The organism is Flavobacteriales bacterium, from assembly GCA_021739695.1.
In the GTDB taxonomy this organism is placed as follows: Bacteria; Bacteroidota; Bacteroidia; order UBA10329; family UBA10329; genus UBA10329.
Window position 1 is genome coordinate 22,899 of record JAIPBM010000031.1, and the last position, 23,173, is coordinate 46,071.

The following is a 23,173-nucleotide window of genomic DNA, read 5'->3' on the forward strand; positions in this document are numbered from 1 at the left end:
GTTAGCTATTAGCGCCAAACCAAATGAAATAGCCCTGCTCCGAATCTCGGAGCGGGGCTATCTTTTTGGACGAGTTTTACTTCTTCAAAAAATCGGAGTAAGACCTCATGTCCATTACTTTTTTGAGTTCACCATACACAACGCTGTTAAGAACGCGCTGCGGCACCAGATTACCCGCTAACCAAAGCTTAAACGAATCTTGACCATAAACGATTTTCGGCTTTCCGCTTTTAATGCACTTGATAACGTACTGCGCGATGTCTTTTGGTGGTGTGGTCAGATACTTCTTAGAGAACTCCTGTCCTGCATCTTTTCTAGCAATGTTGGTAGCAATACCTCCGGGATGAACGCAATGAATGGAAATTGGGCTTTCGTGAAACTCGACTGACAATGCTTCGGTAAATCCTCGAACAGCAAATTTGCTTGCGCAGTAATCGGCATTGTTCGGAATACCAACCAATCCGAACACGCTAGAGACGTTCACCACTGCTCCTTCGTTGTTTTCTACAAGCTGAGGCAAGAACGCTTTCGTTCCGTTCACAACTCCAAAGAAGTTAATGTTGATGATGCGATGAAAATCTTCCACCGAAGTGTGAAAGGCAGTTTGCGTAGAACCTTCAATTCCTGCGTTATTGATGATGATATGTGCATTCCCGAACTTGGATTTCACATTCTCAGCAAATGCGAACATCTTGTCTTTGTCGGAAACATCAAAGGTTTCTGAATAGATATGCTCAACGCCTTGACTTCGCACAATTTTCACGGTCTCGGCCAATGGACCTTCTTCGTAATCGTTCAAGACGAGTTTAGCCCCAAGCTTTCCAAATTCTTCCGCATACGCCCTTCCCATTCCAGAGCCAGCGCCTGTAATCACAACTATTTTATTCTTGAAATCTTTCATCTTTATTCGATTATGTGGTCTTTTGGCTTGAAGTTCTTGGCCATTCTGAGGTACGTGAAACTGAACCCGGGGAACATGGCAATGACGTGTCCGCTTTTGCTCTGATACCAGCTATTGCATCCACCAGACTTCCATACGGTCTGTTCCATTTCGGAATGGATCATCTGCGTGTAATCTTCTTCCGATTGTTTCTTCACCTCAATGGCTTTTGCCTTTTTCTTTAGCACTTCGGTGATGCTTTTCATCATGTAATGCATTTGCGCCTCAATGATGAAGATAGCAGAAGTATGACCAATGCCCGTATTCGGGCCAGTGACGATGAAAAGATTAGGAAAATTGGGGATACTTGTACCCAAATACGCCCGCGGGAATGGATTCCAGAAATCATGCAATTTCATATCATCCTTTCCGCAAACAGGATAAGAGATAACGCCATCGGTAGCGTCATAACCTGTGGCGTAAATGATGAGGTCTAATTCAATATGCCTTCCGTCTTTCGTTCTGATCCCTGTTTCGGTTATCTCCTCCACCCCTTCGTCACGAACATGAAGTGTAACGTTCTCTCGTTGATAGGTAGGATACAGATCATTTGATAACAGAACACGTTTACAACCTAATGTAAAGTCTGGAGTTACCTTTTTTCTGAGCGTTTCATCCTTAATAGATTTCTTGATGAAATGTTCTGCCTCGCGCTGCCCGATCAACTTCAGAAAGAATTGGGAATACTTGAACCCGACCACACGCGTTTCCAATCCCCAATAAATCATCCATCGCACCAGTTTATGGATGAAACCAATGCCCAAAAGCTTCCGCTGGAACGGACTGAACGTTCTATCCGCCCGAGGCAATACCCAATGTGGCGTGCGTTGAAAAACATGCAGTTGCTTCACATCCGCAGCAATGGCAGGAATGACCTGTGCCGCACTGGCTCCGCTTCCTACAACGGCCACTCGTTTTCCCTTGTGATCGTAAGAATGGTTCCAGTTGTTTGTATGGAAGGCTTTGCCTTTAAATGAATCTTTGCCTTTAAAATTGGGAATAACTGGTGTGCTTAACGGACCAGAGGCATTGATGAGAAACTGCCCAACGAACTTTCCGTTATCGGTTGTAACGTTCCACTTCTTTCGTTCATCATCCCAACGGATCTCCTCTACATTGGTATTCAGTACTGCTTTGTCTCTGAGACCGTGTTTGTCAATGACGTAATTCGTGTACTTATTCAATTCGGCCTGATCTGCAAACATCTGCGTCCATGGGTAGGGCTCAAACGAAATGGAGTACAGCGGAGATTGCACATCCACCGCAGCACCGGGATAGGTGTTCTGGCACCATGTTCCGCCCATGAAGTCTCTACGCTCTAGCATCACGAAATCTGTGATGCCTTGCTTTAGCAGATTGATGGCCGCACACTGACCGCCAAAGCCTGTTCCAATGATTACAACCAAATGCTCATTCATGCGAGCAAGTTATTGATTCGATTCTGTTCAATAGAAACAAAAAAGCCCCGACCAAATGGTCGAGGCTCTAGACATTCCGTTATGGAAACAATCAGTTCTTGATTACACGAACTGTGGTTGTCTGTCCATCAAGCGTGTTGATGTTCACGAAATACATTCCAGCTGGTTGATCAATGGCCACTTGAACATTATTGGCGTTAGAAAAATTGAACATACCAACTGTTTGCCCCATCAAATTAACAATAGTAGCATTTCCATTTCTGAACTCAGAACCAAGAGAAATAGTCACACGACCATCGTTTGTCGGATTCGGATAAACAGATACGCTTGATGCCAATTCTTCAACAGATGTTGGGTCGATTGGGTTGTAGATGAACTCAAAATCATCAACCCACAATTTAGCCGTTGAACTTCCTTGTCCAGGAGTATAGCTTGATGTGAACGTCATCAATGCGTAAGCAACTCCATTGGCTGAGCCGCCAGTGTATGAAAACGGAACAGAAATTCTTTTCCATGTTCCAGTACCAGCAGTCTGAAACTTTTTTTCAGCTGTAGCAATAACCTGACTGTTATTACCACCTGGGGTACGATGGTCGTTATCATCATGTAAAATAACGGCCACTGAAGCCGAATCTGAAGAATTGGTTACGTTATACTGTGCATAGAAAACCAAGCTGTCTGGCATATCCGTAAAAGGATGGTTGAATCCAGTTTCATTTCTTCTTGTTTGGGCATAACCTTGACTTGGCGTAGTAGACGGAGCAACAACTCTTCCTGTTGTCATTGTTCCGTTTATCACATTACTTAGCGCACTTGTGGATTCAATTCTTACACTAGCAGAACCACTATGCACCACACTGTTGTCTTGAAAAATTCGTTGAGACGAACCCAATGAACACAGACCGCATCCAGTGAAATCACCAGTTCTCATGTCATTCCAATTTGTTGGGTCGCCATTGCCATCCCAATTTTCAAAATCGCCATTATTCGGCTGTTGTTGAGCAGTGGCTGTAAGCATGGTACCTGCCGCAAGCATTGCACAAAAAGTAGAGTAGATTTTTTTCATTTTAAAGAATTTACAGTTTTTCAGTTTTATCGAAACGAGTGTAGTTAAACAGATTTCGGCAGCGAATGTATGGGAATTTGGAAATTGCCAAATTCGATTTGGTCAATTGTTATTAGCCACCAAAAGTGGACAACCAATAATGCAGGAAAACCGAAGGAAATTTCACCCCTTTCCTGTAGCCAGCTTGCCTGCCAAAAAAGCCATTGGAATGTAAGCTAAAGCGAGGTCAGCAACTATGAACCAAGTAGGTGCTGGAATCATAAACGAAGCAGCTATTCCACCAACCATGGTCCAAGCACCAACTCCCATAGCAAACTTCATTTTGTGTGATACAGCAATTAATGCAGCAACCAATGCACCTACAAAACTGCCCACGGCATGAGCAAGCCACGGCATCAGAAAATGGATGGGCTGATAAAGATGAATATTAGCCTTGATGCTTTCAAGATCATTCGGATTTACACCTTCTGGAGGCGGAATCAGTAAGCCACTTAGAGTGATAATGCCCATGTTGGCAATACCTCCTATGGCAACTCCTGCCACAACCGCAAAAACGTTTCTCAATAAAGGATTCATGACAAGAATTTGAATGGTTTGGATAGTGAAACTACCAAGTAATTTAAATATTGATCCTGTCAGCGTGCGAATGCGGTTCTGAAATAACGAGTAGTTCCAGATTCTGATCGGTCGGATTTGTGATGCAATGCACCTGATTCGGTTTCACGTGCATTCCTTCATTCTTTTTGATCGTATATCGCTCACCGCTCAATTCAAACAAGGCTTCACCTTCAATCACAAAAAAGAACTGCTGCGACTTTGAATGCTTATGCAGCGACTCAGAGGTCTTTGGAGGCATGGTTTCTCTTATAACGCTCATCGTTGGAGAATTGACAAACTGCCACGCAGTACAGCCATCACCCCAATTGTAAGATTTTGAGTTCTTGATTGTCTTTTTCATGGCATTTCAAACGATGTTCTTCTGCGCAAGGTTGCGTTCTTGCACAGAAACGAATCTTGCACAACCATCTTCGAATTCTGTAATACGCGGAATATGAGAAAGGCCGAAATTGCACAACGTAAATCTCAACGAAATGAAAACCATTACTTCCTTTTTCTTCCTGATCATCATCATAGGTGAAATTCACTTCGTGAAATCACAGACGGTTGGGACGCTTTTAAACTCGGCAGATTCCTACAATGGCTACACGCTCTTTGCCCCTATGGGCTCAAAGTTCACCTATCTGATTAATAATTGTGGAGAGCAGATACAAAGCTGGGAAAGCACGGTAAAACCTGGTCTCTCCGCATATTTGCTGGAAGACGGAAGTCTTCTTCGCGCAGCAAACCGGAGTAACTCAACATTTACTTCGGGTGGTAGTGGCGGTGGCGTGCAGCTTTTTGATTGGGACGGAAATCTGCAATGGGATTATCAAGTTTCAAGTTCATCGGAATGTCAACATCATGATATTGAATATCTACCTAACGGAAATGTCCTTCTGATCGTTTGGGAAAGTAAATCGAATGCTGAAGCCATTCAGTCTGGTCGAAATCCAAATTCGGTTCCAAGTACGTTTTGGCCCGATAAGATCATTGAAGTGGAACCTTCTGGAATGAATGGTGGAACGATTGTTTGGGAATGGCACGCATGGGATCACGCCATTCAGGAATTCGACAATTCGAAAGACAATTACGGTGTAGTAGCCGATCATCCTGAACTCATCAATATCAATTATCCTTCAACATCATCAAGTGATTGGCTGCATATCAATTCGGTAGATTACAATCCCGCATTGGATCAGATCGTTCTCAGCTCACACAACACCAACGAACTATGGGTAATTGACCATAGTACTACCACTTCGGAGGCCGCATCTCACACCGGTGGAACGTACGGAAAAGGAGGCGATCTTCTTTACCGTTGGGGCAATCCATTGGCTTATGGTCGAGGAACTCAAGCAGATAAAAAATTCTTTGGGCAGCACGATGCTCATTGGATTACCGAAGGAAGTGATGCAGGAAAATTGATGATCTACAACAATGGTGCAAATCGCATTCCTGGAGTTTCATACTCTTCTGTGGATGTGATAGCTCCGCCTGTTGATGCGAACGGAAATTACGCGGAACCTTCAAGCGGTGAGTCTTTTCTTCCAAGCGCTCAGGACTGGATCTACGGTTCATCTTCTAACACAGATTTCTTCTCTTCAAATATCTCTGGCGCGCATCGATTACCGAACGAGAACACGCTGATCTGCGAAGGAAGCAGCGGACACTTTTTTGAAATAAACCCAAATGGAAATGTCGTTTGGGAATATCAAAACCCTGTAGCAAACACGGGTCCTGTATCACAAGGAACGGTGATCAGCAATGCAACTGTATTCAGATGCACACGCTACGGAGCTGATTACAGTGCATTTGCAGGAAAAGACATGACGCCAGGAGCTGTAATTGAACTCAATTCCAACATCAGTTGTGATCTATACGGAACCAATACCGATGTGGCCGCGCAAGAACAGACTCAATTTCAGGTCATTCCGAATCCTGCATCAGACATTATTTCCATCACAAACCTGAAACCTGGAAGTTATCTGACTGTGTTCGACTCGTACGGCAGACTGATTCTGCAACGAGCAGACTTGAATAATTTGGAAAGTATCAATGTGTCATATTGGCCTTCGGGCGTTTATCACCTGTCGGTTCAAACTGGAAATTCGCAATCAGTGACTAAATTGATTGTGAACTAACATTAGTTCGTTGCCAAAATTCTACGGTGATAATTTATCTGCCCAAGATGATAGCTGGTGTGTGTGAGTAAATGAAGCAAGAACATTTCTGTGCTCATTCCTTGCTTGAAAACATCAATCGGGAATGGCTTTTTCAGTTCCGCAAGATTCAAGTTGGAAAGCGTTGTTCGCACGGCAAGCTTCGCCTTTTCGAGTTCAGAAATCAGCTGTTCTGCAGGAACATCCTTCGAAGAAAACTCCAACTCGCGCTGACGCACATAACCTGAGCTTCCGAGTGTTGCTCCAATAAAATGTTGGAGGTTTCCTGCCACATGCAAGGCTAGATTTCCGGCAGAATTAGAGATTCCTTCCGAAGTTTTCCAAAGAATTGATTCGTCCTTGTAAAGGCCGATTTCCTCTTGCATTTTGGAAAGGTCTCTGATCAGCAGTTCCGCTAGCGAATCAAGCATGTTAGAGTTCTCCGCAGTCATCGATCATGATCGGTGCCGATGTAGCGCCAGAACGAGAACCATACGTTTCTATCTTATCCACTACCTCCATTCCTTCAATAACGCTACCGAAAACCACATGCGCGCCATCCAACCAAGGACAATCTACCGTAGTGATGAAAAACTGCGAACCGTTCGTATTTCTTCCTGCATTGGCCATGCTCAATAGACCTTTGCCCTGATGTTTCAATTCGAAATTCTCATCGGCAAACTTCTCTCCGTAAATCGACTTCCCTCCTGTTCCATTATGGTTGGTGAAATCTCCTCCTTGAAGCATGAACTGAGGAATAACGCGGTGAAACGAACTTCCTTTATATCCGAATCCTTTTTCGCCTGTGCACAAGGCACGGAAATTTTCGGCTGTTTTCGGCACCACATCAGCACGCAGTTCAAATACAATTCTGCCAGCAGGTTGCTGATTGATACTCACATCAAAAAATACCTTTGGATTCTTCATTTCGTTCATTTCTTCAGATTATCAGCGGCCAAAAATAGAATCAAATCACAGAATAATCCAATCTCATTTCTAGTCTGGTTCTACACTGCCAGATCCATCAATGGCTGCGGTGACTTCGGGTTCTCCTCTGTAGCGAATATCTCCCATACCAGTCAGTTTTGCATCGAGCTTGTGTGAAGCGAAAACCCGAATGTCTCCCGAACCTTCAAGCACCGCAGTGCACTGAATAGATTCAAGTGTAAAGGCATTCAAGTCGCCCGAACCAATTACAGAGGCAAGTAATTCAGATGTACGTCCTTTCAGGTCAATATCACCACTTCCTCTAAGATCAGCAACAATTTTCGCAGCTTTTAGATTCAGATCAATGTCGCCACTTCCGTCCAATTCAATCTTAGCCTGATTCAGTACTTCAAAAGCTCCTATAGATTGAACATCACCACTACCATCTAAGCTGACAATCAGGTCTTGGATTCCTACAAACGTCCCAACTTGGATATCGCCAGAACCTGATAGTCCGATACTTTCAATCTTGGGAACCACAATTCTTACGGTCAATTCGTAATTCAGATATGAGCCCGGTTCCAAACTCAAATAAAGAATGCCGTCCAACACATTCATTTTTAGCTTTTCCGCAATGTTTTCTTGGGCTAGAACCTCTACTTTCTGAACTGCTCCTTGTTCAATTTCCAGATCGAAAGATCCATCCAATTGTACTCCGCGGATGGTTTCAAAAACCACTTCCTTCTCAACTACCGGACCTTTGCCTGTAATAAACGTGCAAGCGCTTAACGCGCTGAGCAACAGCGTGGCGATGATTGTTCTAAACATGTCAAATGATTTCATCTTGTTGATTTTCACCCAAGTTCTAAAATTATATCCATCTAACCTTGAAAAGCTTGCACAAGAAGCGCAATACTAAGTTTGACAAACCGTAATAAGAACCATTGGCCTTATTGTTGCGGTTACAGAGATTCAGATATCACTTATTTTAGCAGAAATTAAAACCGTCACTATGAAATATTTTCTCACAGCACTTTTAGCCGTTTCAATGGCATTGCCAACACAAGCTCAACTATCCATCAATGGGGTCACACTACCTGCAAGTATCAAAGCAGGAAGCGTTAATGTCAACCTCAATGGCGGTGGAATTAGAAAGAAGGTATTCTTCAAACTATATGTCGGTGGCCTTTATCTGAGCGATAAATCTTCTGACGCTTCAGCCATCGTAAATGCAGACAAACCAATGGCGGTTAAACTGCAAATAACTTCAGGAATGATAAGCAGTGAAAACATGAGCGAAGCCATTCTGGAAGGTTTTGAAAACAGCACTGGAGGTAAAACGGAGCCTTTGAAAGCAAAGATCACGGAGTTCGTCAATACCTTTAAGAAGGAAGAAATTGTGGAAGGAAACGTGTTTGATATTGTTTACGTGCCTGGAAAAGGAGTTGAGTCTTACAAGAACGGTAAGCTGCAAGGAACCGTTGAAGGCCTCGATTTTAAGAAAGCATTGTTCGGAATCTGGTTAGGTGCAAAACCTGCGGATGAAGACCTTAAAACAGCCATGTTAGGCAAGTAAACCGAAATTTTCCAGTAGTACATTTCTTGCTATGACCGAGTTATCGGTCGCAAAATCCACTTATGAAACCAGAACAATTATTGAGTTTGACCGAGGAATTCGGAACCCCGTTGTTTGTATATGATGCCGACAAAATGGAATCACAATACAAGCGATTGATCAACGCTTTCTCGGGAATCCGTGTCAATGTTCAGTATGCCTGCAAAGCACTCAGCAATCAAGCAGTACTTCAACATTTCAATGCCTTAGGTGCTGGTTTGGATACAGTCTCAATTGAGGAAGTGCAATTGGGACTTCGTGCTGGCTTTACTCCTGACAGAATCATCTACACTCCTAACGGAGTAAGCTTTGAAGAGATCAAACAAGCAGTTTCGTTTGGCGTAAAAGTGAACATCGACAATCTGGTGATGCTCGAAAAATTCGGGAACGAATACGGTAGTTCCTATCCCGTTTGTGTTCGCATCAATCCACATATTGTGGCTGGAGGAAATCACAAGATCCAAGTTGGGCACATCGATTCCAAGTTCGGTATTTCAATTCATCAAATGCGGCATTTGACACGCATCGTTGACGCTTACAAGTTGCATGTGAACGGATTGCACATGCACACTGGTAGCGACATTTTGGATGTTGGCGTATTCCTGAAAGGTTCTGAATTATTATTGGAAGCTGCATTGCATTTCAAAGAATTGGAATACGTAGATTTTGGAAGCGGTTTTAAAGTGGCTTACAAGCCAAGCGATGTTTCTACGAACATTGAAGAACTTGGCGAGCAACTTTCTGAACAGTTCAAAGAGTTTTGTAAAGAGTATGGAAGAGACCTCGAACTTGCCTTTGAACCAGGCAAATTTCTCGTAAGCGAATCAGGCACTTTTTTGTGTAAAGTGAACGTGATAAAGCAGACCACTGCGACCGTTTTTGCCGGTGTTGATACGGGTTTCAACCACTTTATCCGCCCGATGTTCTACGATTCATATCACCACATTACCAATGTCAGCAATCCCGATGGACCGGAAAGGATTTACACCGTAGTTGGCTACATCTGCGAAACGGATACGTTTGCTTGGGACCGAAAGATCAACGAAATAAACGAAGGCGACATTCTAGCGTTTCAAAATGCAGGGGCGTACGTGTTTGCGATGAGCAGCAACTACAACTCGCGGTTGAAGCCTGCCGAAGTTTTACTTGTTGATGGTAAACCATATCTTGTATCTCGAAGACAGACGCTCGATGACCTTTTGGTCAATCAAGTAGATGTTGGCCATCTTTTTAAAAGTAAAAAATGAAAAACGCATTCCTTTTGTTATTCATATCCATTTGGTCAAACGCATCATTTGCCCAAAACCTTACCGTGTTCAAAGACGCAGCGAATAAGTTTGAGATCGGAGTTCCTTCTGATTGGAAACGGGGAGTTCCTGGAAACAGCACGGTTGAATTTCTTGCTGTGAGACAAGGAACAAGTGAACTTGACGTGACACGTGAAATAATGAGCGTCAACATCCTTCATTGGACAGAAACAGATCTAGATGCCGCCTTCAAAAAGTATCTTGAAGAGGTCGGGAAAAGTCAGGATTTCAAAATTCTGAAGGAATCTGACAGAACAATCGGAGGAAGGAAGTACAAATCACTTTTAGAATCGCATAAAAACACGGCCACCGGACTTGAAATGACGCATAGCGTGTTGTTCAGCAATGACAACGGAACCGTTTTGATCCTTACCATGGAAACAACGTCTGCGAATTATGACGAGTTCAAAAACCTGTTCTCGCGAATCGCATCGAGCTTGAAATTTTGATTCGTGCCAATTAAAGGCACAAACCGATCATCTTCATTTCAAACTTTTTATAAACGAAAAAGCCTTCCGATTTGGAAGGCTTTTTTTTTGAGTAGCGAGAGGGAGATTTGAACTCCCGACCTCAGGGTTATGAATCCTAATTTATTGATATCATATGGATCCATGTGATTCAATAATCCCAGTTTGAAGGGGGATTGTGAAAAAATAAAGCCAGATGATGTTGTACCAAATCGGGAAATGTTGTACCTATGTTGTACCCAAACGATCCGCATCATGGCATCAGTCAAAGCAGTACTCAGAAAGAAAGAGAGTAAAAAGGATGGCACCTACCCGCTTGCAATCCGTATTACCAAAGATAGGAAAAGCTCATTCATCCACCTCGGATACCAACTTCGCCTCGATCAGTGGGATGAAGTCACCTGTCAAGTAAAGAAGCACACGAACGCAGCACGGCTCAATAACCTCATCGCGCACAAAGTAGCGGAGTTAAGTGGGCAAGCCATTGACGACCAAACGAAGCGTAAGCGAACAACCGCCAAGGCGATCAAAGAAACCGTTGAGGGAACAGGGAGGGGTTCATCCTTCTTCCGCTACGCAGAGGAAGACTACCTCAAGAACCTCCGAGACTTAGGGAGCTTCAACAGGTATGTTGCAGAGAAACCACGTATTGCCCATTTCAGAGAGTTCTTGGACGGGGCAGACATTGCCTTTCAAGACATCACCATTCCACTCCTTCGGAGATTCAGCGCGTACCTCAAACGCACTCGGAACATTAAAGACCGAACGATCATCAATCATCTCATCATCATACGAACCATCTTCAATCAAGCAATTCAAGCTGGATTCGTAACTGCTGAACACTATCCGTTCGGTAAACACGGGATTCAAATCAAGTTCCCTGATTCAGTGAAAATCGGCCTCACACCAGAAGAAGTACAACTGCTGGAAGAAGCCACCCTCCCTCCTATTCAAGACCACGCTCGGAACGTCTGGCTTATCTCTTTCTACTTCGCTGGTATGCGTGTGTCTGATGTCCTTCGCCTCAAATGGTCAGATTTCCAAGATGGCCGATTGTATTACAAGATGGGGAAGAATGATAAGGTGGGGTCATTCAAGGTATCACCCAAAGCCCAACGAATACTTGATGCATACAGTGATGGGGAACACCTTCACAATCTCGTCTTTCCTGATCTGCAAGTCGTAAAGGACCTGAATGAGAAGTACATGGTTCAAAAGAAAACCTCCGAGGCAGTGAGTAGGCTCAACAAGCAACTCAAGAAAATCACTCCAGAGATTGGCATTGAAAAGAAGGTCAGCATGCACATCGCCCGACACACCTTCGGCAATATCTCAGGGGATAAAATTCCCGTACAGATGCTTCAAAAACTGTATCGACACTCCAACATCACCACCACGGTGAACTACCAATCGAACTTCATCTTCAAGGATACCGATGAAGCATTGGAGAAGGTGATCGGGGGATAATCCTTCCGCTTGTTTGTGCTCTTCTACGAGCGGGCTTTATTCCCTTACAAATCCCAAATCAGATTCGATATCAGAGGCTAAGTCATAAATTTCTTCGATTCGAGCCTGTTCACTGAGTAATCTGGGGTTTGTCGGGTCTAACTTCAACGCAAAAGAAATATCCAACCTTGCTTCGGAAATATACCTTTTCACTCGTGTATATTCATTGTCTCCAAAGCCCTTCGGGGCTGTAAAGCATTTTCGCAGTACTTTGAGAAATAGGTCACTTTTTACGCGTGCCATGGGTTCATACACATCTTTATATGAGCTATCTAATTCAAGTACTTTAGAAAAATCAGAAATGGCGCCTTCATATAAATCTGAGATTCGTTCAAAGCCCTCCTTTTCAAAGAGGATAGCCGAGTGCTTTGGATCAGTATGTATTGGGATTGGCTGGTCTTTCGCGTTGTCGTCCATTCCTGAAACAGAATAGTTCACCTGAGTTTTTGCCTGAGCAGAATCAATTCGTACCGCTAGATTATATCTCGCTTGGGCCCTATTAAAATATGATTCAACGTAATCAGGTTTAATGTGTATCGCTACTGTATAGTCTTCTATTGCCGATTCAATATCGCCCATCAGTAGTTTAACACCTCCTCGACTGTTATAGCCCGATGGATTGTTGTTTCGAGAAATGACAATAGAACTCGAACAATCCACGATTGCATCATCGTAAAAACCAAGAATCATCTTCGACTCTCCTCTGTACAAGTATGCTTCACCAAAGTCATACCTGTGCCGTATGGCATTTGAGAAGCAAGTGATTTTCAAACGAATGTCCTCAGCGACTTTCCCAGCGTTGAACCAATAATCTGCAGAATCTAAATTGCTGGGGATAGCCGCCAAAGGTGAACTTGGGTTATACGGTTCAGTAATTCCAAAGAAGGGAAGTTGCTCCCTATTTTCTTCGATGGGTGTAGTAGTGGAATAATATACTAACGCTATGATACCGACCGCGATTATGACCCCTGCAATTGCCATCAAAATCGGTGCAGAAACACTTGATGCCACCCGCACCTTCAATCTGCGAAATGCTGACAGGGGATTCGCTTGTCGGTACTGGTCAATTTGAGCTTCAATGCTACTAAGCTCATCTGTTGTATCGCCCGATTGTCTCGCACGTTTTACTTCTGAGCCAATACGCTCTAAGGCAACGTCTTTTGCTAACGTGTTTTCACGTGGGATAAGTACCGCAAGAACGAGGCCCAGTATTCTGGTAGCAAGCCTTTTATCCTCCTCAGAGCTACGTAAATCCCATCTTATTTTTACTCCTATTGCACCGGCATAGAGTGCCAAATCTTCAATGTCGAAGAATTTTCTTTCTTTACTATCAAAGTAGTCAAAGTATTTGGAGGAATGTAGTCGTACCTGTTTTGCCTGAACAACGGGACGGGCCTTGAATCCTTCAAACGATTCGATTGTCGGGTCTTCGCTTCCAAACCAGTGATAGATGGATTCTAAGGTCTCAGCTTTGGGTACACCGTTTGTCTGTGCCCACTTAAAAAACGTATCGTCTCGATCGTAGTCCTCATCCCATGCAACCTCTTCGCGAAATGTTTTGCGTGTAAATGGCTGGTCGGAAACAAAAACCATTTGCGTGTGAGAATCCTCAAAACGCACCTTCAGCTTTTCTTTGAGATAGAGGCTATAGGCATACCGATCAAGAGCATGCAATCTAACTAACCTTTTTAGGTTAAGTCGGTTACGCATATTTTTCAGGTAAGAACTCAAGTCTTGGCGGAAAGGAACGGTACGAAACTAAGTTGAATTTTCCAAAGACCTTAAGGCTCTTTCGCATCTCTAGCTATTCCCCAAACCTGCGGAGTTTTGTATCAGATTTTCAGGTAGTGGTCAAATAAAAAGGCCCCCATGCTAGAACATGGGGGCGACCGATCGACCTGGGGACACAACGAATGAGATTACCCAGATGCTATTATCGGCCCTTCGCAAAAACGAAGCATACCTAGTATAGCATGGCGGTAATGAATCTGTCAAGAGGTCCCTTGTCAAAGGGAACTTGACCGTTTTTCTTCATAAGTGTTGGTCTCCATCTCGGCTACTTGAAAATCATTGAAAGATGAACCTCAAGAATGAACCGAAATGAAAACAACTCCGAAACACCAACCCACAGAGCTTCCGCGTTCTTCGCGTCACCTCGACTTCAACCACCTACTTAAGGTATGGTGGGCAACCCACGCATCTGAACAGACTTCAGATGACCCACACCATCAGAATTCGAGCGGCAAGAATGGCTCTCACCAACGAGGCGTTCCATGACGTTGCATCTACTCCTCAACCTTGGTATGATAGAATCACACATCAAACACAACCTAAACAAGTCAAACCATCAAACAACAGTAAAAATGAAAACGTCAATACTTTCCTCCAACGGCAAGAGCCAGCTTGAAGCAATCGAACAGGAAATTCACCGGAAGCATACACGGCTCAATGACGAATCAAAGGACAAAGGCCGCTTCTTCGGAAGGCAAAACGTGCCCTTGCCCAAGCAACCCATCAACCACTACATCCGCTTCATCGTGGAAGGGTACAAGGTCATCTTTCAGGAAGCAAAACGCGACATTGAAAAGATCAGCAGTGATATGGATTCGACCATTGAACAGCTTGACGACCGTATCTCACAGTTCACCGAAGTCTCCCGTCATCTGACATATAACCTCGCAATCCTTGACAAGGAACTGCCCAAGGATACCACGGGCTACCCATGGAGCTTCTTGCCATATGCAATAGTGGCTGTCATTTTCATGTTGGCCGCAGAAACGGGGTTCAACGGAGTTGCCTTCCAGATTTTTGGACAAAGCCTCTTCTTTTCAGTGATCATGGCCGTGGGTGTTTCTGCTTCCATCATGCTTCTGTTCCATGGCTATAGAAAGACCCTCGCTCTCGCCAAGACCCCAGCAACAAGATGGCTCATCATACTGGGGTGGGTGGTCTTCTACACCGTGGTCTTCTATTTCCTAGCCCAGCTTCGGATGGACTACTTGAAAGCCGTTGATAGTGCAGAAGAGATTTCTCCCGTGATGTTCATCCTTGTGAACTGGTTACTCCTCCTTGCTACAGGATATGTGCTCTCAAAATTCCCGACATGGGAAGCTCTGAAGGTGAAATTGACCCGAAAGCAGATGGAAAAGAACATTGCAGATAAAGCAAGGCAAAAGGCAGAGACAGAGCGGGAATTGGCAGAAATGCAGACGTACCGCAGAGCCGTATCAATAGACTACGGGAACATGCCGAAGTATGAGACGAACATGCGGGACTGGATAAACTCACTTGCCCGACAGAGTGTTTCCGACTTTCTGCACGAGAACATCCAGTATCGTACGGACGGAAATTCCAGCTTCGGAAATTTTGATGTCGATGACCCCTTGCAACAGAACCTTCAAATCACAACGCCATGAGACCCATACATATCATTCCCGCAATCTTGCTGATCGGCATGGCTCTGATCATATGCACAGCTAACGGCCAGACATATAATAAGGAGGTCGTTCTCCTCAGCGATATGACCGATGCAGAGGGGCTACAACCGGAAATGGACATCATCAGGGAACATTTCCACTTCAAGAAAGATCCCTGGTCCGGAATTCGGTTCACCTATCTCGCCATCACTGACCTCCGTCTGAACAGAGAACAGAGGGTCACGTTACCGAAGAAGAATGTCTGGTTTTCGAACCAACTTGACAGAAATAGGGAAGTGAAGGAGTTCCTAACGGAGTTCGATCGAATATCAGCCGAACAGCGAACTGCACCGAAAGGCAGGGGGTATTCCTCCGTGTATCTGCCATTGGCGAAGCAGCTAAATGCACTCGCCAATACCAAGGTAGATGAACGGATACTCATTGTGTACAGCGACCTGATGGAGCATGGGGACATTTCCTTCTATGACCCAAAGACATTCACAACCCTGAAGGACGACCCCACACGCATCATCTCACTATTCCAACGGCAACAGATGTTGAGCGATCTCAAGGGTGTCACGGTGTATCTGGTGTACCGGCCTCTGGAACTGAAACAAGACCATCAATTCTCCGTGACATCAAAGCTGTATAAACAGATGTTGGAGAAACGAGGTGCAAAAGTGATCATACAAGCAGGTCTCAATTTCACTCAATAGGCATGAGCAAGAACAACAATGATTCGATAATGAGCATGATCGGGGATGTAGTGATCCTCTTAGGGAAAACAGTGCTCTGGATTACCGTGGCCATCCTCAAGCTGATGTCCTATTTGCTCCGCGCATCGGAAGAACTATTACGAACCATTCTTAAGTAACACCATGGACAACATCTTACTTTCATTCTCCCCGAATTTCTTTCATGTAATCGTAATATTTATCGCGGTGGCCGTTATCGTTCGCCTCTTAGGAAATGAAGAACGTAAACAGGACTATGATGATGAATTTGGAGATGCGTCGTCGTTAATTTCAAGATGGAACAAAGGCTTCTGGATTGGTGAAGGTCGCATCACAAGAGAGCAATCCTTCAAACATACAGTCCTCATTGGTCAAAGCGGAGGAGGGAAAACCTCGGCTGGACTCATACCAACCGCCTTAGGGATGGACGATTGTTCGCTCATCTTCTTGGATCCGGCAAAGGAACTCTTCAAGCGAACGGCAGGTCATTTGCGGAGCAAGGGATATAGAATCAAAGTGCTTGACCTCAAGAAGCCAGACCGTTCCATCGGATTCAACCCACTCCAACGAGCAACGACCAGCACTGACTTGAACATTTTGGCTGAAATGGTGGTAGCACCTCAATCACGTCAAAGTAAGGATATATTTTGGCCTCAAATGGCGGCTCGACTACTCGTTGTATTCTTCAAAATTCAGAAGCAGTTACCACAAGAGTTTCAGAATCTCGCCAACACCCGCCACCTTGCCAACCTCTTGCAGGGTGACCCAAAGAAGATGGATAAGCTGTATGCCACCTTCGCTGATGATACCCTTTTCGGAGAATATAAAGCCATTATCAGTCAGGACGACAAACTACTATCAAACGTGCTCGCAACAGTCCAGAGTAGTCTTCGCATTTTCGATGATTCTGCGGTCGCAAGATGCACGTCTGCGGACACATTGGACCTCCAAAAGTTCCGAAAGGAAAAGACTGCCCTGTATATCTGGACGGATATCATGGACGCCTCCTACTATTCCTTCCTACTGGAAATATGGTTCACACAGCTTTTTCGAGACTTCATGAAATCTATTCCTGATAAAGGGAAGCTGGATGTGTTCATCCTTGCGGATGAGATGGGGTCACTCACTATCAAGGGATTTGCAGAGGCGCTTGCCAACCTTCGCAAGTACAGAGTTGGAATCATGTACGCCATCCAATCACGGGCACAGCTCATTGAACGCTATGGACGACATGACGCGGATACTCTTTTGGCAAATTCATGGGGCAAGCTCATTTTCCCCGGCATGGAAACAGATCTTGCTCAAGAACTAGAAAAACGTCTTGGTCGATGGACGTTTGAGCGGGAGGACGGCCATCGGGGAACCAGAGAGCTAATGACAATTTCGGAATTGACCCACATGAAAGAGGGCACAGCAATGTACACGGCTGGGGCGAATCGCCCCATGAAAGTGACGGTTACCCCCTACTTCAAGGACTGGTCGTTAAAGTCAAAAAGTGAAATGCCCCTCCCGAAAATTTCAGGAGGCATTCCTAATGAGCTGACTTTTATAGATGTCGATGCTCTCGTAAGGAGCAAGAAGGAACATGTCTAAAGATTCTGGACATAGAGAAAAAGCGACTGAACGCAAAAAGCGATTCCGAGATAGGAACCGCACCTTCACCTTGAGCTTACCGAAGAAAGAGGCCCAAGGACTGGAAAAACACGCAATCAAGAAGGGATATAAGGTTCCTGACTATCTCAAAGCCATCATCTACGTTGACATGCATGGAACAGGATACGTCATGCCATCAGATAATCGGCTACAAGAACTTTCTCTCGCGATACGAAGGATTGGGAACAACGCTAACCAACTTACCCGCTATGCTCACCACGAGAAGGGTATCACCATGGAGGAAGTGAAACAGTTTCAATCCTTGCTCCTACGATTGGAAAGTGAAATCCGAGAAGCAATAACGCACCCTGCCAACATCCTTGATCTGCTTCGCAACCATCTGCAGACACGACCTCAGGACAGAAATTTGCTGATACAATATCTCTATGATCATCAAGATTCTCCCCGTCAAGACTTATAACGCGGTGGCGAATGTCGTTGCCTACATCGCAACTGACAAAGGCCGCATAGAAGACCATCATAGGCAGGGAATTTTTCATAATCTCAACCGCACCGATCTTGATGGGATAACTCAGGAGTTGCGGACCAACTATGCTGACTTTGCCCGAAAAAGGAAAGGGGGAAACAAGGCTCGACATGTCATCCTATCAGTCAATCCTTTGGATAGAGACAAGATGACTGTGGAGATTATGGACGACCTCGTTCATACCTACATCCAAAAAACGTTTCCCAACGCTATCGTATTCGGTACCCACCATCAATCTGAACAGCATTGGCACACTCACCTTGTTGTGAGTGCCAATGAACTCATGAGTAAAGAAGCAACGCGACTTTCCAAAGAACAACTCAAAACGATTCACATGGAAATGCTCCGGTACATGCGAGAGCAGCATCCTTCTCTTACCATTGGCATCAATGAACAAGCATGGGGCAAGAAGGAATTCAGCGAACGCGCCTACTACAAGCAAAAGCGGAATCCTGAACTGAAGCTCACACGCGAAGAACTCACGGAGCGGGTGCAAGGCATTTTCCGCATATCGGAAAACTCAGGGCACTTCTATGAGAATCTGCGAAAAGAAGGGCTCACCACCTATGACCTGAAAGGCAAGGTGCAGGGCATCCTATGGGACAGCGAGGGGAAAAAGATGAGGTTTGCGAGACTCGGTCTTGACCCTATGGCAGTCCAAGAACTGGACGCTCAAAGTGAACGGCTCAATCAGCTTGACCGCATTAGAGATATGGCGCGTCCGGCATCTGGTCTTGAGCGATGACCTACTGTTGCCGTCTCTCCTCTCTAATCTGGTTTATGGTTCTCCAAAGTTCAGAGTCCTCTTCAAACAACTCATCCGGAAGAATGAACCATACGGGATTGGCTGATGAGATCGGCATCCCCAAACACTCTTTTTTTCCCGCCAGTTTCTCTTCGTCCTCTTGCTCCCGCATAGAGGCATTCCATCGCATCCCAATGACCTTCGAGCTATTACCCCAGCTCATTTCAGCAATGGATACATTCTCGGCACCGCCATCAAAGCGCACCTGAAGATCCCGGATCATATCTCGGGGACTTCTCACATTTCTTGGGTTTCTATATCTCAACATGTTCCTTGATTTTTATCGTGCGTTCAGTCCACGAAGGTACGATAGAGAGGTGCAGGATTCTTCCTGCCAAGATCGCCTTGTGAAAGAGAATCGCCCTAGCGTTCCAGTCACAAGGCTATCTTGCACTGCACTGACCTCACATCCTTCAATTGAGCGACATACCCAAATCAGTTCGTCCGAAGATTGAAACGAAAGTTTGTACATTTCCCGACTTAACCATCAAAGCTAGTTGCTCGGCATGCAATTTATATACATTTGATTCAGAAGCAACTGATGTTTACTACTATAATATGGAACGTTCGCAAGAAGCTACCTTACCGTCCTCGAAACTAGTTCGCGACAATACCGAGTTACTTGTCAGACGACTAGTCATCAGAAGCAGATTGGCTGGGGAAAAGGAAGAATTCCTTTTGGAGAGACACCTAATTGAGTACAAAAATGGCAAGCCTATACGAGCTATCATTGGTATTCCAACTACAGGCTGCAATTATGCACGGTTAAACGGCGCATGTAGCATGTGTGGACATCCTGATAGTGGACTCTGGGACATAAATCTCACTGATGATACTATAATAGAGTTATTTCAATCAAGTATTGAGAAAATCCGTCCAATGAAACCGAATTCGCTTGGCGTGTATTGTTCCGGTTCTTTTTTTGATGACAACGAGGTGTCGGTAAAACTTAAGCAGAGGATATGTAAATCTATTGCTGATGAAGCTTGGATTGAAGAGGTTGTAGTTGAAAGTCTACCGCAGTATATCACAAAACCAAAAATAGAAGCCGTCCAGCGCATGCTTGGTTCGATAAGGCTAAAGATTGGCATTAGTCTCGAAACCGCAAATCAATTCATTCGATCCTCAGTCTTATTAAAGAAGGTACCTAGTCTTAGTTACATAAAAGCGACTGAAGCGTGTGGTGAATTGAAAAATGTATACAGCATTGCTTATGCTGTCATTAAGCCTCCATTCTTAACTGAAGGTGAAGCAATATGGGAAGGAGCTGAGACTATTCATTCCGCTGTCATGATGAAGTTTGACGAAATCTCTTTAGAGCCCTTATCTCTTCAATCAGGAACATTACAAAGTTTGTTGGAAAAACAGGGACATTATGATATGTCTTCCATTTGGACTTTGGTAAATATTCTAAAACTATGGCAGAGTAAGTATCCATCTGATTTGAACTCAATAACTATAAAAATCGGTGGTGAGGTTTATACTCCACTTCCCTACAAGACCTTTTTAAGGTGTAGCACCTGTGAGAATAAAGCATTTAAAGAGTTAGAAAAAATTGGTGTGGAAATAGACTTGCCACGTATTTCCATTGACAATCCGGATGGACAGTGCGATACTCAATGTTGCACATACATTGAGCCAAATCCATTAGAAATTAGAGAGCCAAATCCTAGTGCAGTAACTCAACGAGTAATTAAGATAATTAACCTTATTAACTAGTGGTATCATGGAATTCTGGAACATCATAATAGCTGTGGGGATACTTCTTCTCCTTTCACTCTCAGGTCTTTTTGTTAAATCTAAAGATTTCAGTCTGAGCTTCTTATTGGGTGAGCGAAGTCTAAGCTGGAAGGACATTGCGTTCTCAATGGCGGCCGGAGTTGTTGGGGGTGGAATTCTCTTAACCTACTCGGCCTATGCATACCAATATGGTATATCTGCTTATTTCATTTTTATCGGAATAGCCTTGGGAGTTCTTATGTTACTTTGGGTAACAAAAAAGTATAAGAAACTAATCGATGAACAAGAATTAATCACACTACCCGAGTTATTTCGCCATCTGTATGGCGTCCGTGCAAGCAAGCTTAGTTCATACATTGTCCTAGGTTGGTCTTTTGGATTTATTTGTATGCAATTGGTCGCTGCTGGCGTTCTGCTTGAAGGCATGATTGGTTTACCATATTGGCTTTGTATTGTCTTTGCTGCGGGTCTGGTCTTGTTGTACTTACTTAAGAACGGTTTTGCTGCGGTAGTAAAGACGGACTTTATTCAGCTAGTGGCACTTTTAATCTTCTTTACGCTTCTTACAGCTAGTGTGTTAGTCTCATCTTCAGCACGCGAGGCAATCACAACCCTTTCCTTTGAATCAATGAAGATTGAAGAAATCATTGGGTTTGTTTTGCTTGGAATGCTGAACATCATAGTATCTGCTGATTTGTGGCAACGCATATATGCAGCAAAGTCCACGGGCGCTGCAAATAAAGGCATCATTGTAGCTTTTGTATTGGTTTTGTTCGCTGGCCTTGTATTGATAACTCCAACTTTAATGATTAAGACTTTGGGAGTTGAAATTGATCCAAACATGGCACTCATGGGAGGGATAAAGTCAATAATTGGGCATTCCGCCCTCTTAGGAGTAGCATTTGCCGCTGTTCTTAGTGCTGTCATTTCGGCTCTTGACACGATGATATTTGTTGCTGGAGTGTCATTATCTAACGACATTAGTATCCGTTTGATGGGAGGCCCAATCTCTGATCGAGTTAAAGGCACCAAGTTTTGGATGGTTGTAGTTACCATTGTTGCCTGTGTTTTGTCTGTTCAGTTCAGAAGTTTGCTAGATATAGGTCTTGCTATATCTAGCTTGGGACTGTCTCTGGTCCCGGCCGTCATTATGGGTCTGTTCATCAAGGATGGGAAAATCAAAAGGAGCGCAACAGTTGTGTACAGCTTGCGATTCGGATTGATTGGCTTTTTCGGCCTAATAGTATCTAGCTTGGTGTTTGACGGAGATATATTGACCCCTGTTAATTCTTTGGTCACCTTGCCTTGTTCAATTGTGGGAGCGGTTTACGGTCACTTCTATGGGCGTGAGAATGAATAATTCTTTGATTAATGAAGTACCTGAGGTTTGCGCGTCCGCTTTACTGGCTTCCGACTATATCCAGTTCAATCAGTGGCTGGTTGTCAACAAATCCAACCTTTGACTGGTCATTAGTTGTTCTGCTTGTAGTTATGGTTGGGCCTGGGCTTTCCGGTTTTGCTGAAGCTTTTAATGGCCTGCAAGATGAAGACTTCGACCGAGAATCAAAACAGTACAAGTTTTTCGGAATTAGTTTAGCTGGAGGGACTGGGCAACTGTCAAAACGAGAAATTTTACGTAATAATGCGGCTTGGTTCATATTGGTTCTCACGGGCACGTCAATACTTATCTCATTATATTTTGGGGCATGTACAACCCTACTATGCTTAACTGCACTATCTGTTGGCTATCTGTATTCCAGTTCAACTGTTAAACTAAACAGGTCAGAGTGGTTCAGACAGGCATTACTTTTTCTTGGATACGGACCAATTGCCTTTTTTATCGGAGTGTCAACTGGAATCTCAGATTGGAATTATCTATCACATGATCAGGTTTTCTTTTCAGTAATGTCTGGTGTAATGGTTGTTTCAGTTGGAGTAACTTCCGATGTGCTAGATTATACAGATAACATAAAGTCAGGCAAACGAAACATTGTAACGCTCTATGGTCCGAAAATGTCGCTGACGGTATCCACTATAATAAGCTGGCTAGTGTTGGCTATAACATTCGCCTATTCTGAAGCTAAAGTCAATCTCCATCAAAGAGAGGTAGTTCTTCTATTGATTGTCTTCCTGATGTTTGTAAGAACAAAATTACTTATGAACTTTCAAAATCCTCCTGTGATTATCAGATCTCATTTGATTTCTATAGGGATAGAGATTCTATTTCCATTTGTAATGGTTTTCAATGCATAGGCCCCTCATAGATACGACTAAAAGCATTTTGATAAATAAATGGAGACGCTTGACAAGGCAAGCCACATTTTGCTTAACCA

Annotated in this window: 25 protein-coding genes; 15 read left to right on the plus strand and 10 right to left on the minus strand. The window is 44.1% G+C overall.

All coding sequences use genetic code 11. The annotated features are described in order from the left end of the window. Nucleotides 1–76: 76 nt before the first annotated feature. From K9J17_15860 to K9J17_15880, 5 genes are all read right to left on the minus strand, one after another. The gene (locus tag K9J17_15860; protein ID MCF8278203.1) at nt 77–901 is read right to left on the minus strand and encodes an SDR family oxidoreductase; all 825 of its coding nucleotides are present in this window, start codon (nt 899–901) and stop codon (nt 77–79) included. A 2-nt stretch (nt 902–903) separates the two neighbouring features. Further along, nucleotides 904–2,358, minus strand: a complete 1,455-nt coding sequence (locus tag K9J17_15865; protein MCF8278204.1) for an NAD(P)/FAD-dependent oxidoreductase — start codon at nt 2,356–2,358, stop codon at nt 904–906. A gap of 91 nt (nt 2,359–2,449) precedes the next feature. After that, nucleotides 2,450–3,424: a T9SS type A sorting domain-containing protein gene (locus K9J17_15870; protein ID MCF8278205.1), complete on the minus strand. Its 975-nt coding sequence runs from the start codon at nt 3,422–3,424 to the stop codon at nt 2,450–2,452. Between the two features lie 162 nt (nt 3,425–3,586). Continuing rightward, nucleotides 3,587–4,000 carry a hypothetical protein gene (locus tag K9J17_15875; protein MCF8278206.1) on the minus strand — a complete coding sequence of 138 codons (414 nt, stop codon included), beginning with the start codon at nt 3,998–4,000 and terminating at the stop codon, nt 3,587–3,589. Between the two features lie 43 nt (nt 4,001–4,043). Continuing rightward, entirely contained in the window at nt 4,044–4,382 is a 339-nt protein-coding gene (locus K9J17_15880) for a cupin domain-containing protein (GenBank protein ID MCF8278207.1), read from the minus strand. Between the two features lie 133 nt (nt 4,383–4,515). Between K9J17_15880 and K9J17_15885 the strand changes: the two genes are divergently transcribed. Further along, nucleotides 4,516–6,165, plus strand: a complete 1,650-nt coding sequence (locus tag K9J17_15885) for an aryl-sulfate sulfotransferase (protein MCF8278208.1) — start codon at nt 4,516–4,518, stop codon at nt 6,163–6,165. A 2-nt stretch (nt 6,166–6,167) separates the two neighbouring features. On the opposite strand, the gene K9J17_15890 is transcribed toward K9J17_15885, so the two are convergent. The 3 genes from K9J17_15890 to K9J17_15900 form a co-directional block, all read right to left on the minus strand. Beyond that, on the minus strand, nt 6,168–6,614 hold the full coding sequence (locus K9J17_15890) for a DinB family protein (GenBank protein ID MCF8278209.1): 447 nt from the start codon (nt 6,612–6,614) through the stop codon (nt 6,168–6,170). A 1-nt stretch (nt 6,615) separates the two neighbouring features. Then, nucleotides 6,616–7,110 (minus strand): peptidylprolyl isomerase, encoded by a 495-nt coding sequence (locus tag K9J17_15895; protein MCF8278210.1) that lies wholly within the window; start codon nt 7,108–7,110, stop codon nt 6,616–6,618. A gap of 69 nt (nt 7,111–7,179) precedes the next feature. Next, a complete protein-coding gene (locus K9J17_15900; protein MCF8278211.1) occupies nt 7,180–7,938 on the minus strand; it encodes a DUF2807 domain-containing protein in 759 nt (252 codons plus the stop codon). A gap of 184 nt (nt 7,939–8,122) precedes the next feature. Between K9J17_15900 and K9J17_15905 the strand changes: the two genes are divergently transcribed. The 4 genes from K9J17_15905 to K9J17_15920 all read left to right on the plus strand — a co-directional run bounded on the left by K9J17_15905 (nt 8,123) and on the right by K9J17_15920 (nt 11,966). Next, nucleotides 8,123–8,686, plus strand: a complete 564-nt coding sequence (locus tag K9J17_15905) for a chalcone isomerase family protein (protein MCF8278212.1) — start codon at nt 8,123–8,125, stop codon at nt 8,684–8,686. A gap of 62 nt (nt 8,687–8,748) precedes the next feature. Next, nucleotides 8,749–9,972: a diaminopimelate decarboxylase gene (lysA, locus tag K9J17_15910; protein MCF8278213.1), complete on the plus strand. Its 1,224-nt coding sequence runs from the start codon at nt 8,749–8,751 to the stop codon at nt 9,970–9,972. Further along, nucleotides 9,969–10,481 carry a hypothetical protein gene (locus K9J17_15915; protein ID MCF8278214.1) on the plus strand — a complete coding sequence of 171 codons (513 nt, stop codon included), beginning with the start codon at nt 9,969–9,971 and terminating at the stop codon, nt 10,479–10,481. The genes lysA and K9J17_15915 overlap by 4 nt, the downstream gene beginning before the upstream one ends. A gap of 273 nt (nt 10,482–10,754) precedes the next feature. After that, on the plus strand, nt 10,755–11,966 hold the full coding sequence (locus K9J17_15920) for a site-specific integrase (protein ID MCF8278215.1): 1,212 nt from the start codon (nt 10,755–10,757) through the stop codon (nt 11,964–11,966). A 36-nt stretch (nt 11,967–12,002) separates the two neighbouring features. On the opposite strand, the gene K9J17_15925 is transcribed toward K9J17_15920, so the two are convergent. Continuing rightward, complete coding sequence (locus tag K9J17_15925; protein MCF8278216.1) at nt 12,003–13,715, minus strand: tetratricopeptide repeat protein; 1,713 nt, start codon at nt 13,713–13,715, stop codon at nt 12,003–12,005. Nucleotides 13,716–14,105: 390 nt separating this feature from the next. Here K9J17_15925 and K9J17_15930 point away from each other — a divergent pair, with 390 nt between their 5' ends. The 7 genes from K9J17_15930 to K9J17_15960 all read left to right on the plus strand — a co-directional run bounded on the left by K9J17_15930 (nt 14,106) and on the right by K9J17_15960 (nt 19,040). Beyond that, nucleotides 14,106–14,282, plus strand: a complete 177-nt coding sequence (locus tag K9J17_15930) for a hypothetical protein (GenBank protein MCF8278217.1) — start codon at nt 14,106–14,108, stop codon at nt 14,280–14,282. Between the two features lie 86 nt (nt 14,283–14,368). Continuing rightward, nucleotides 14,369–15,421, plus strand: coding sequence for a hypothetical protein (locus K9J17_15935; GenBank protein MCF8278218.1), 1,053 nt, complete (start codon nt 14,369–14,371; stop codon nt 15,419–15,421). Beyond that, the gene (locus K9J17_15940) at nt 15,418–16,137 is read left to right on the plus strand and encodes a hypothetical protein (protein ID MCF8278219.1); all 720 of its coding nucleotides are present in this window, start codon (nt 15,418–15,420) and stop codon (nt 16,135–16,137) included. Before K9J17_15935 ends, K9J17_15940 begins: the two co-directional genes overlap by 4 nt. Before the next feature lie 2 nt (nt 16,138–16,139). After that, nucleotides 16,140–16,295 (plus strand): hypothetical protein, encoded by a 156-nt coding sequence (locus K9J17_15945; protein MCF8278220.1) that lies wholly within the window; start codon nt 16,140–16,142, stop codon nt 16,293–16,295. Between the two features lie 4 nt (nt 16,296–16,299). Then, nucleotides 16,300–17,748, plus strand: coding sequence for a type IV secretory system conjugative DNA transfer family protein (locus K9J17_15950; GenBank protein ID MCF8278221.1), 1,449 nt, complete (start codon nt 16,300–16,302; stop codon nt 17,746–17,748). Continuing rightward, entirely contained in the window at nt 17,741–18,229 is a 489-nt protein-coding gene (locus K9J17_15955; protein ID MCF8278222.1) for a MobC family plasmid mobilization relaxosome protein, read from the plus strand. The genes K9J17_15950 and K9J17_15955 overlap by 8 nt, the downstream gene beginning before the upstream one ends. Beyond that, nucleotides 18,195–19,040, plus strand: coding sequence for a hypothetical protein (locus K9J17_15960; GenBank protein ID MCF8278223.1), 846 nt, complete (start codon nt 18,195–18,197; stop codon nt 19,038–19,040). Before K9J17_15955 ends, K9J17_15960 begins: the two co-directional genes overlap by 35 nt. 1 nt (nt 19,041) lies before the next feature. On the opposite strand, the gene K9J17_15965 is transcribed toward K9J17_15960, so the two are convergent. Continuing rightward, nucleotides 19,042–19,341: a hypothetical protein gene (locus K9J17_15965; protein MCF8278224.1), complete on the minus strand. Its 300-nt coding sequence runs from the start codon at nt 19,339–19,341 to the stop codon at nt 19,042–19,044. Nucleotides 19,342–19,517: 176 nt separating this feature from the next. Here K9J17_15965 and K9J17_15970 point away from each other — a divergent pair, with 176 nt between their 5' ends. Genes K9J17_15970 through K9J17_15980 form a run of 3 tightly spaced genes read left to right on the plus strand, consistent with a single transcriptional unit; the run spans nt 19,518 to nt 23,093 of the window. Beyond that, on the plus strand, nt 19,518–20,819 hold the full coding sequence (locus K9J17_15970; GenBank protein MCF8278225.1) for a hypothetical protein: 1,302 nt from the start codon (nt 19,518–19,520) through the stop codon (nt 20,817–20,819). Between the two features lie 7 nt (nt 20,820–20,826). Beyond that, a complete protein-coding gene (locus K9J17_15975) occupies nt 20,827–22,200 on the plus strand; it encodes a hypothetical protein (GenBank protein ID MCF8278226.1) in 1,374 nt (457 codons plus the stop codon). 11 nt (nt 22,201–22,211) lie between these two features. Continuing rightward, a complete protein-coding gene (locus tag K9J17_15980) occupies nt 22,212–23,093 on the plus strand; it encodes a UbiA family prenyltransferase (GenBank protein ID MCF8278227.1) in 882 nt (293 codons plus the stop codon). Nucleotides 23,094–23,173 lie beyond the last annotated feature (80 nt).

Bases quoted from the DNA above. Each gene is read 5' to 3' on its own strand.
- K9J17_15945 (MCF8278220.1), top strand. From the start codon at position 16,140: ATGAGCAAGAACAACAATGATTCGATAATGAGCATGATCGGGGATGTA.
- K9J17_15975 (MCF8278226.1), top strand. From the start codon at position 20,827: ATGGAATTCTGGAACATCATAATAGCTGTGGGGATACTTCTTCTCCTT.
- K9J17_15935 (MCF8278218.1), top strand. From the start codon at position 14,369: ATGAAAACGTCAATACTTTCCTCCAACGGCAAGAGCCAGCTTGAAGCA.
- K9J17_15860 (MCF8278203.1), bottom strand. From the start codon at position 901: ATGAAAGATTTCAAGAATAAAATAGTTGTGATTACAGGCGCTGGCTCT.
- K9J17_15865 (MCF8278204.1), bottom strand. From the start codon at position 2,358: ATGAATGAGCATTTGGTTGTAATCATTGGAACAGGCTTTGGCGGTCAG.
- K9J17_15915 (MCF8278214.1), top strand. From the start codon at position 9,969: ATGAAAAACGCATTCCTTTTGTTATTCATATCCATTTGGTCAAACGCA.
- K9J17_15925 (MCF8278216.1), bottom strand. From the start codon at position 13,715: ATGCGTAACCGACTTAACCTAAAAAGGTTAGTTAGATTGCATGCTCTT.
- K9J17_15885 (MCF8278208.1), top strand. From the start codon at position 4,516: ATGAAAACCATTACTTCCTTTTTCTTCCTGATCATCATCATAGGTGAA.
- K9J17_15980 (MCF8278227.1), top strand. From the start codon at position 22,212: ATGAAGTACCTGAGGTTTGCGCGTCCGCTTTACTGGCTTCCGACTATA.
- K9J17_15895 (MCF8278210.1), bottom strand. From the start codon at position 7,110: ATGAAGAATCCAAAGGTATTTTTTGATGTGAGTATCAATCAGCAACCT.
- lysA (MCF8278213.1), top strand. From the start codon at position 8,749: ATGAAACCAGAACAATTATTGAGTTTGACCGAGGAATTCGGAACCCCG.
- K9J17_15870 (MCF8278205.1), bottom strand. From the start codon at position 3,424: ATGAAAAAAATCTACTCTACTTTTTGTGCAATGCTTGCGGCAGGTACC.
- K9J17_15960 (MCF8278223.1), top strand. From the start codon at position 18,195: ATGATCATCAAGATTCTCCCCGTCAAGACTTATAACGCGGTGGCGAAT.
- K9J17_15930 (MCF8278217.1), top strand. From the start codon at position 14,106: ATGAAAACAACTCCGAAACACCAACCCACAGAGCTTCCGCGTTCTTCG.
- K9J17_15940 (MCF8278219.1), top strand. From the start codon at position 15,418: ATGAGACCCATACATATCATTCCCGCAATCTTGCTGATCGGCATGGCT.
- K9J17_15920 (MCF8278215.1), top strand. From the start codon at position 10,755: ATGGCATCAGTCAAAGCAGTACTCAGAAAGAAAGAGAGTAAAAAGGAT.
- K9J17_15875 (MCF8278206.1), bottom strand. From the start codon at position 4,000: ATGAATCCTTTATTGAGAAACGTTTTTGCGGTTGTGGCAGGAGTTGCC.
- K9J17_15950 (MCF8278221.1), top strand. From the start codon at position 16,300: ATGGACAACATCTTACTTTCATTCTCCCCGAATTTCTTTCATGTAATC.
- K9J17_15880 (MCF8278207.1), bottom strand. From the start codon at position 4,382: ATGAAAAAGACAATCAAGAACTCAAAATCTTACAATTGGGGTGATGGC.
- K9J17_15905 (MCF8278212.1), top strand. From the start codon at position 8,123: ATGAAATATTTTCTCACAGCACTTTTAGCCGTTTCAATGGCATTGCCA.
- K9J17_15955 (MCF8278222.1), top strand. From the start codon at position 17,741: ATGTCTAAAGATTCTGGACATAGAGAAAAAGCGACTGAACGCAAAAAG.
- K9J17_15890 (MCF8278209.1), bottom strand. From the start codon at position 6,614: ATGCTTGATTCGCTAGCGGAACTGCTGATCAGAGACCTTTCCAAAATG.
- K9J17_15900 (MCF8278211.1), bottom strand. From the start codon at position 7,938: ATGTTTAGAACAATCATCGCCACGCTGTTGCTCAGCGCGTTAAGCGCT.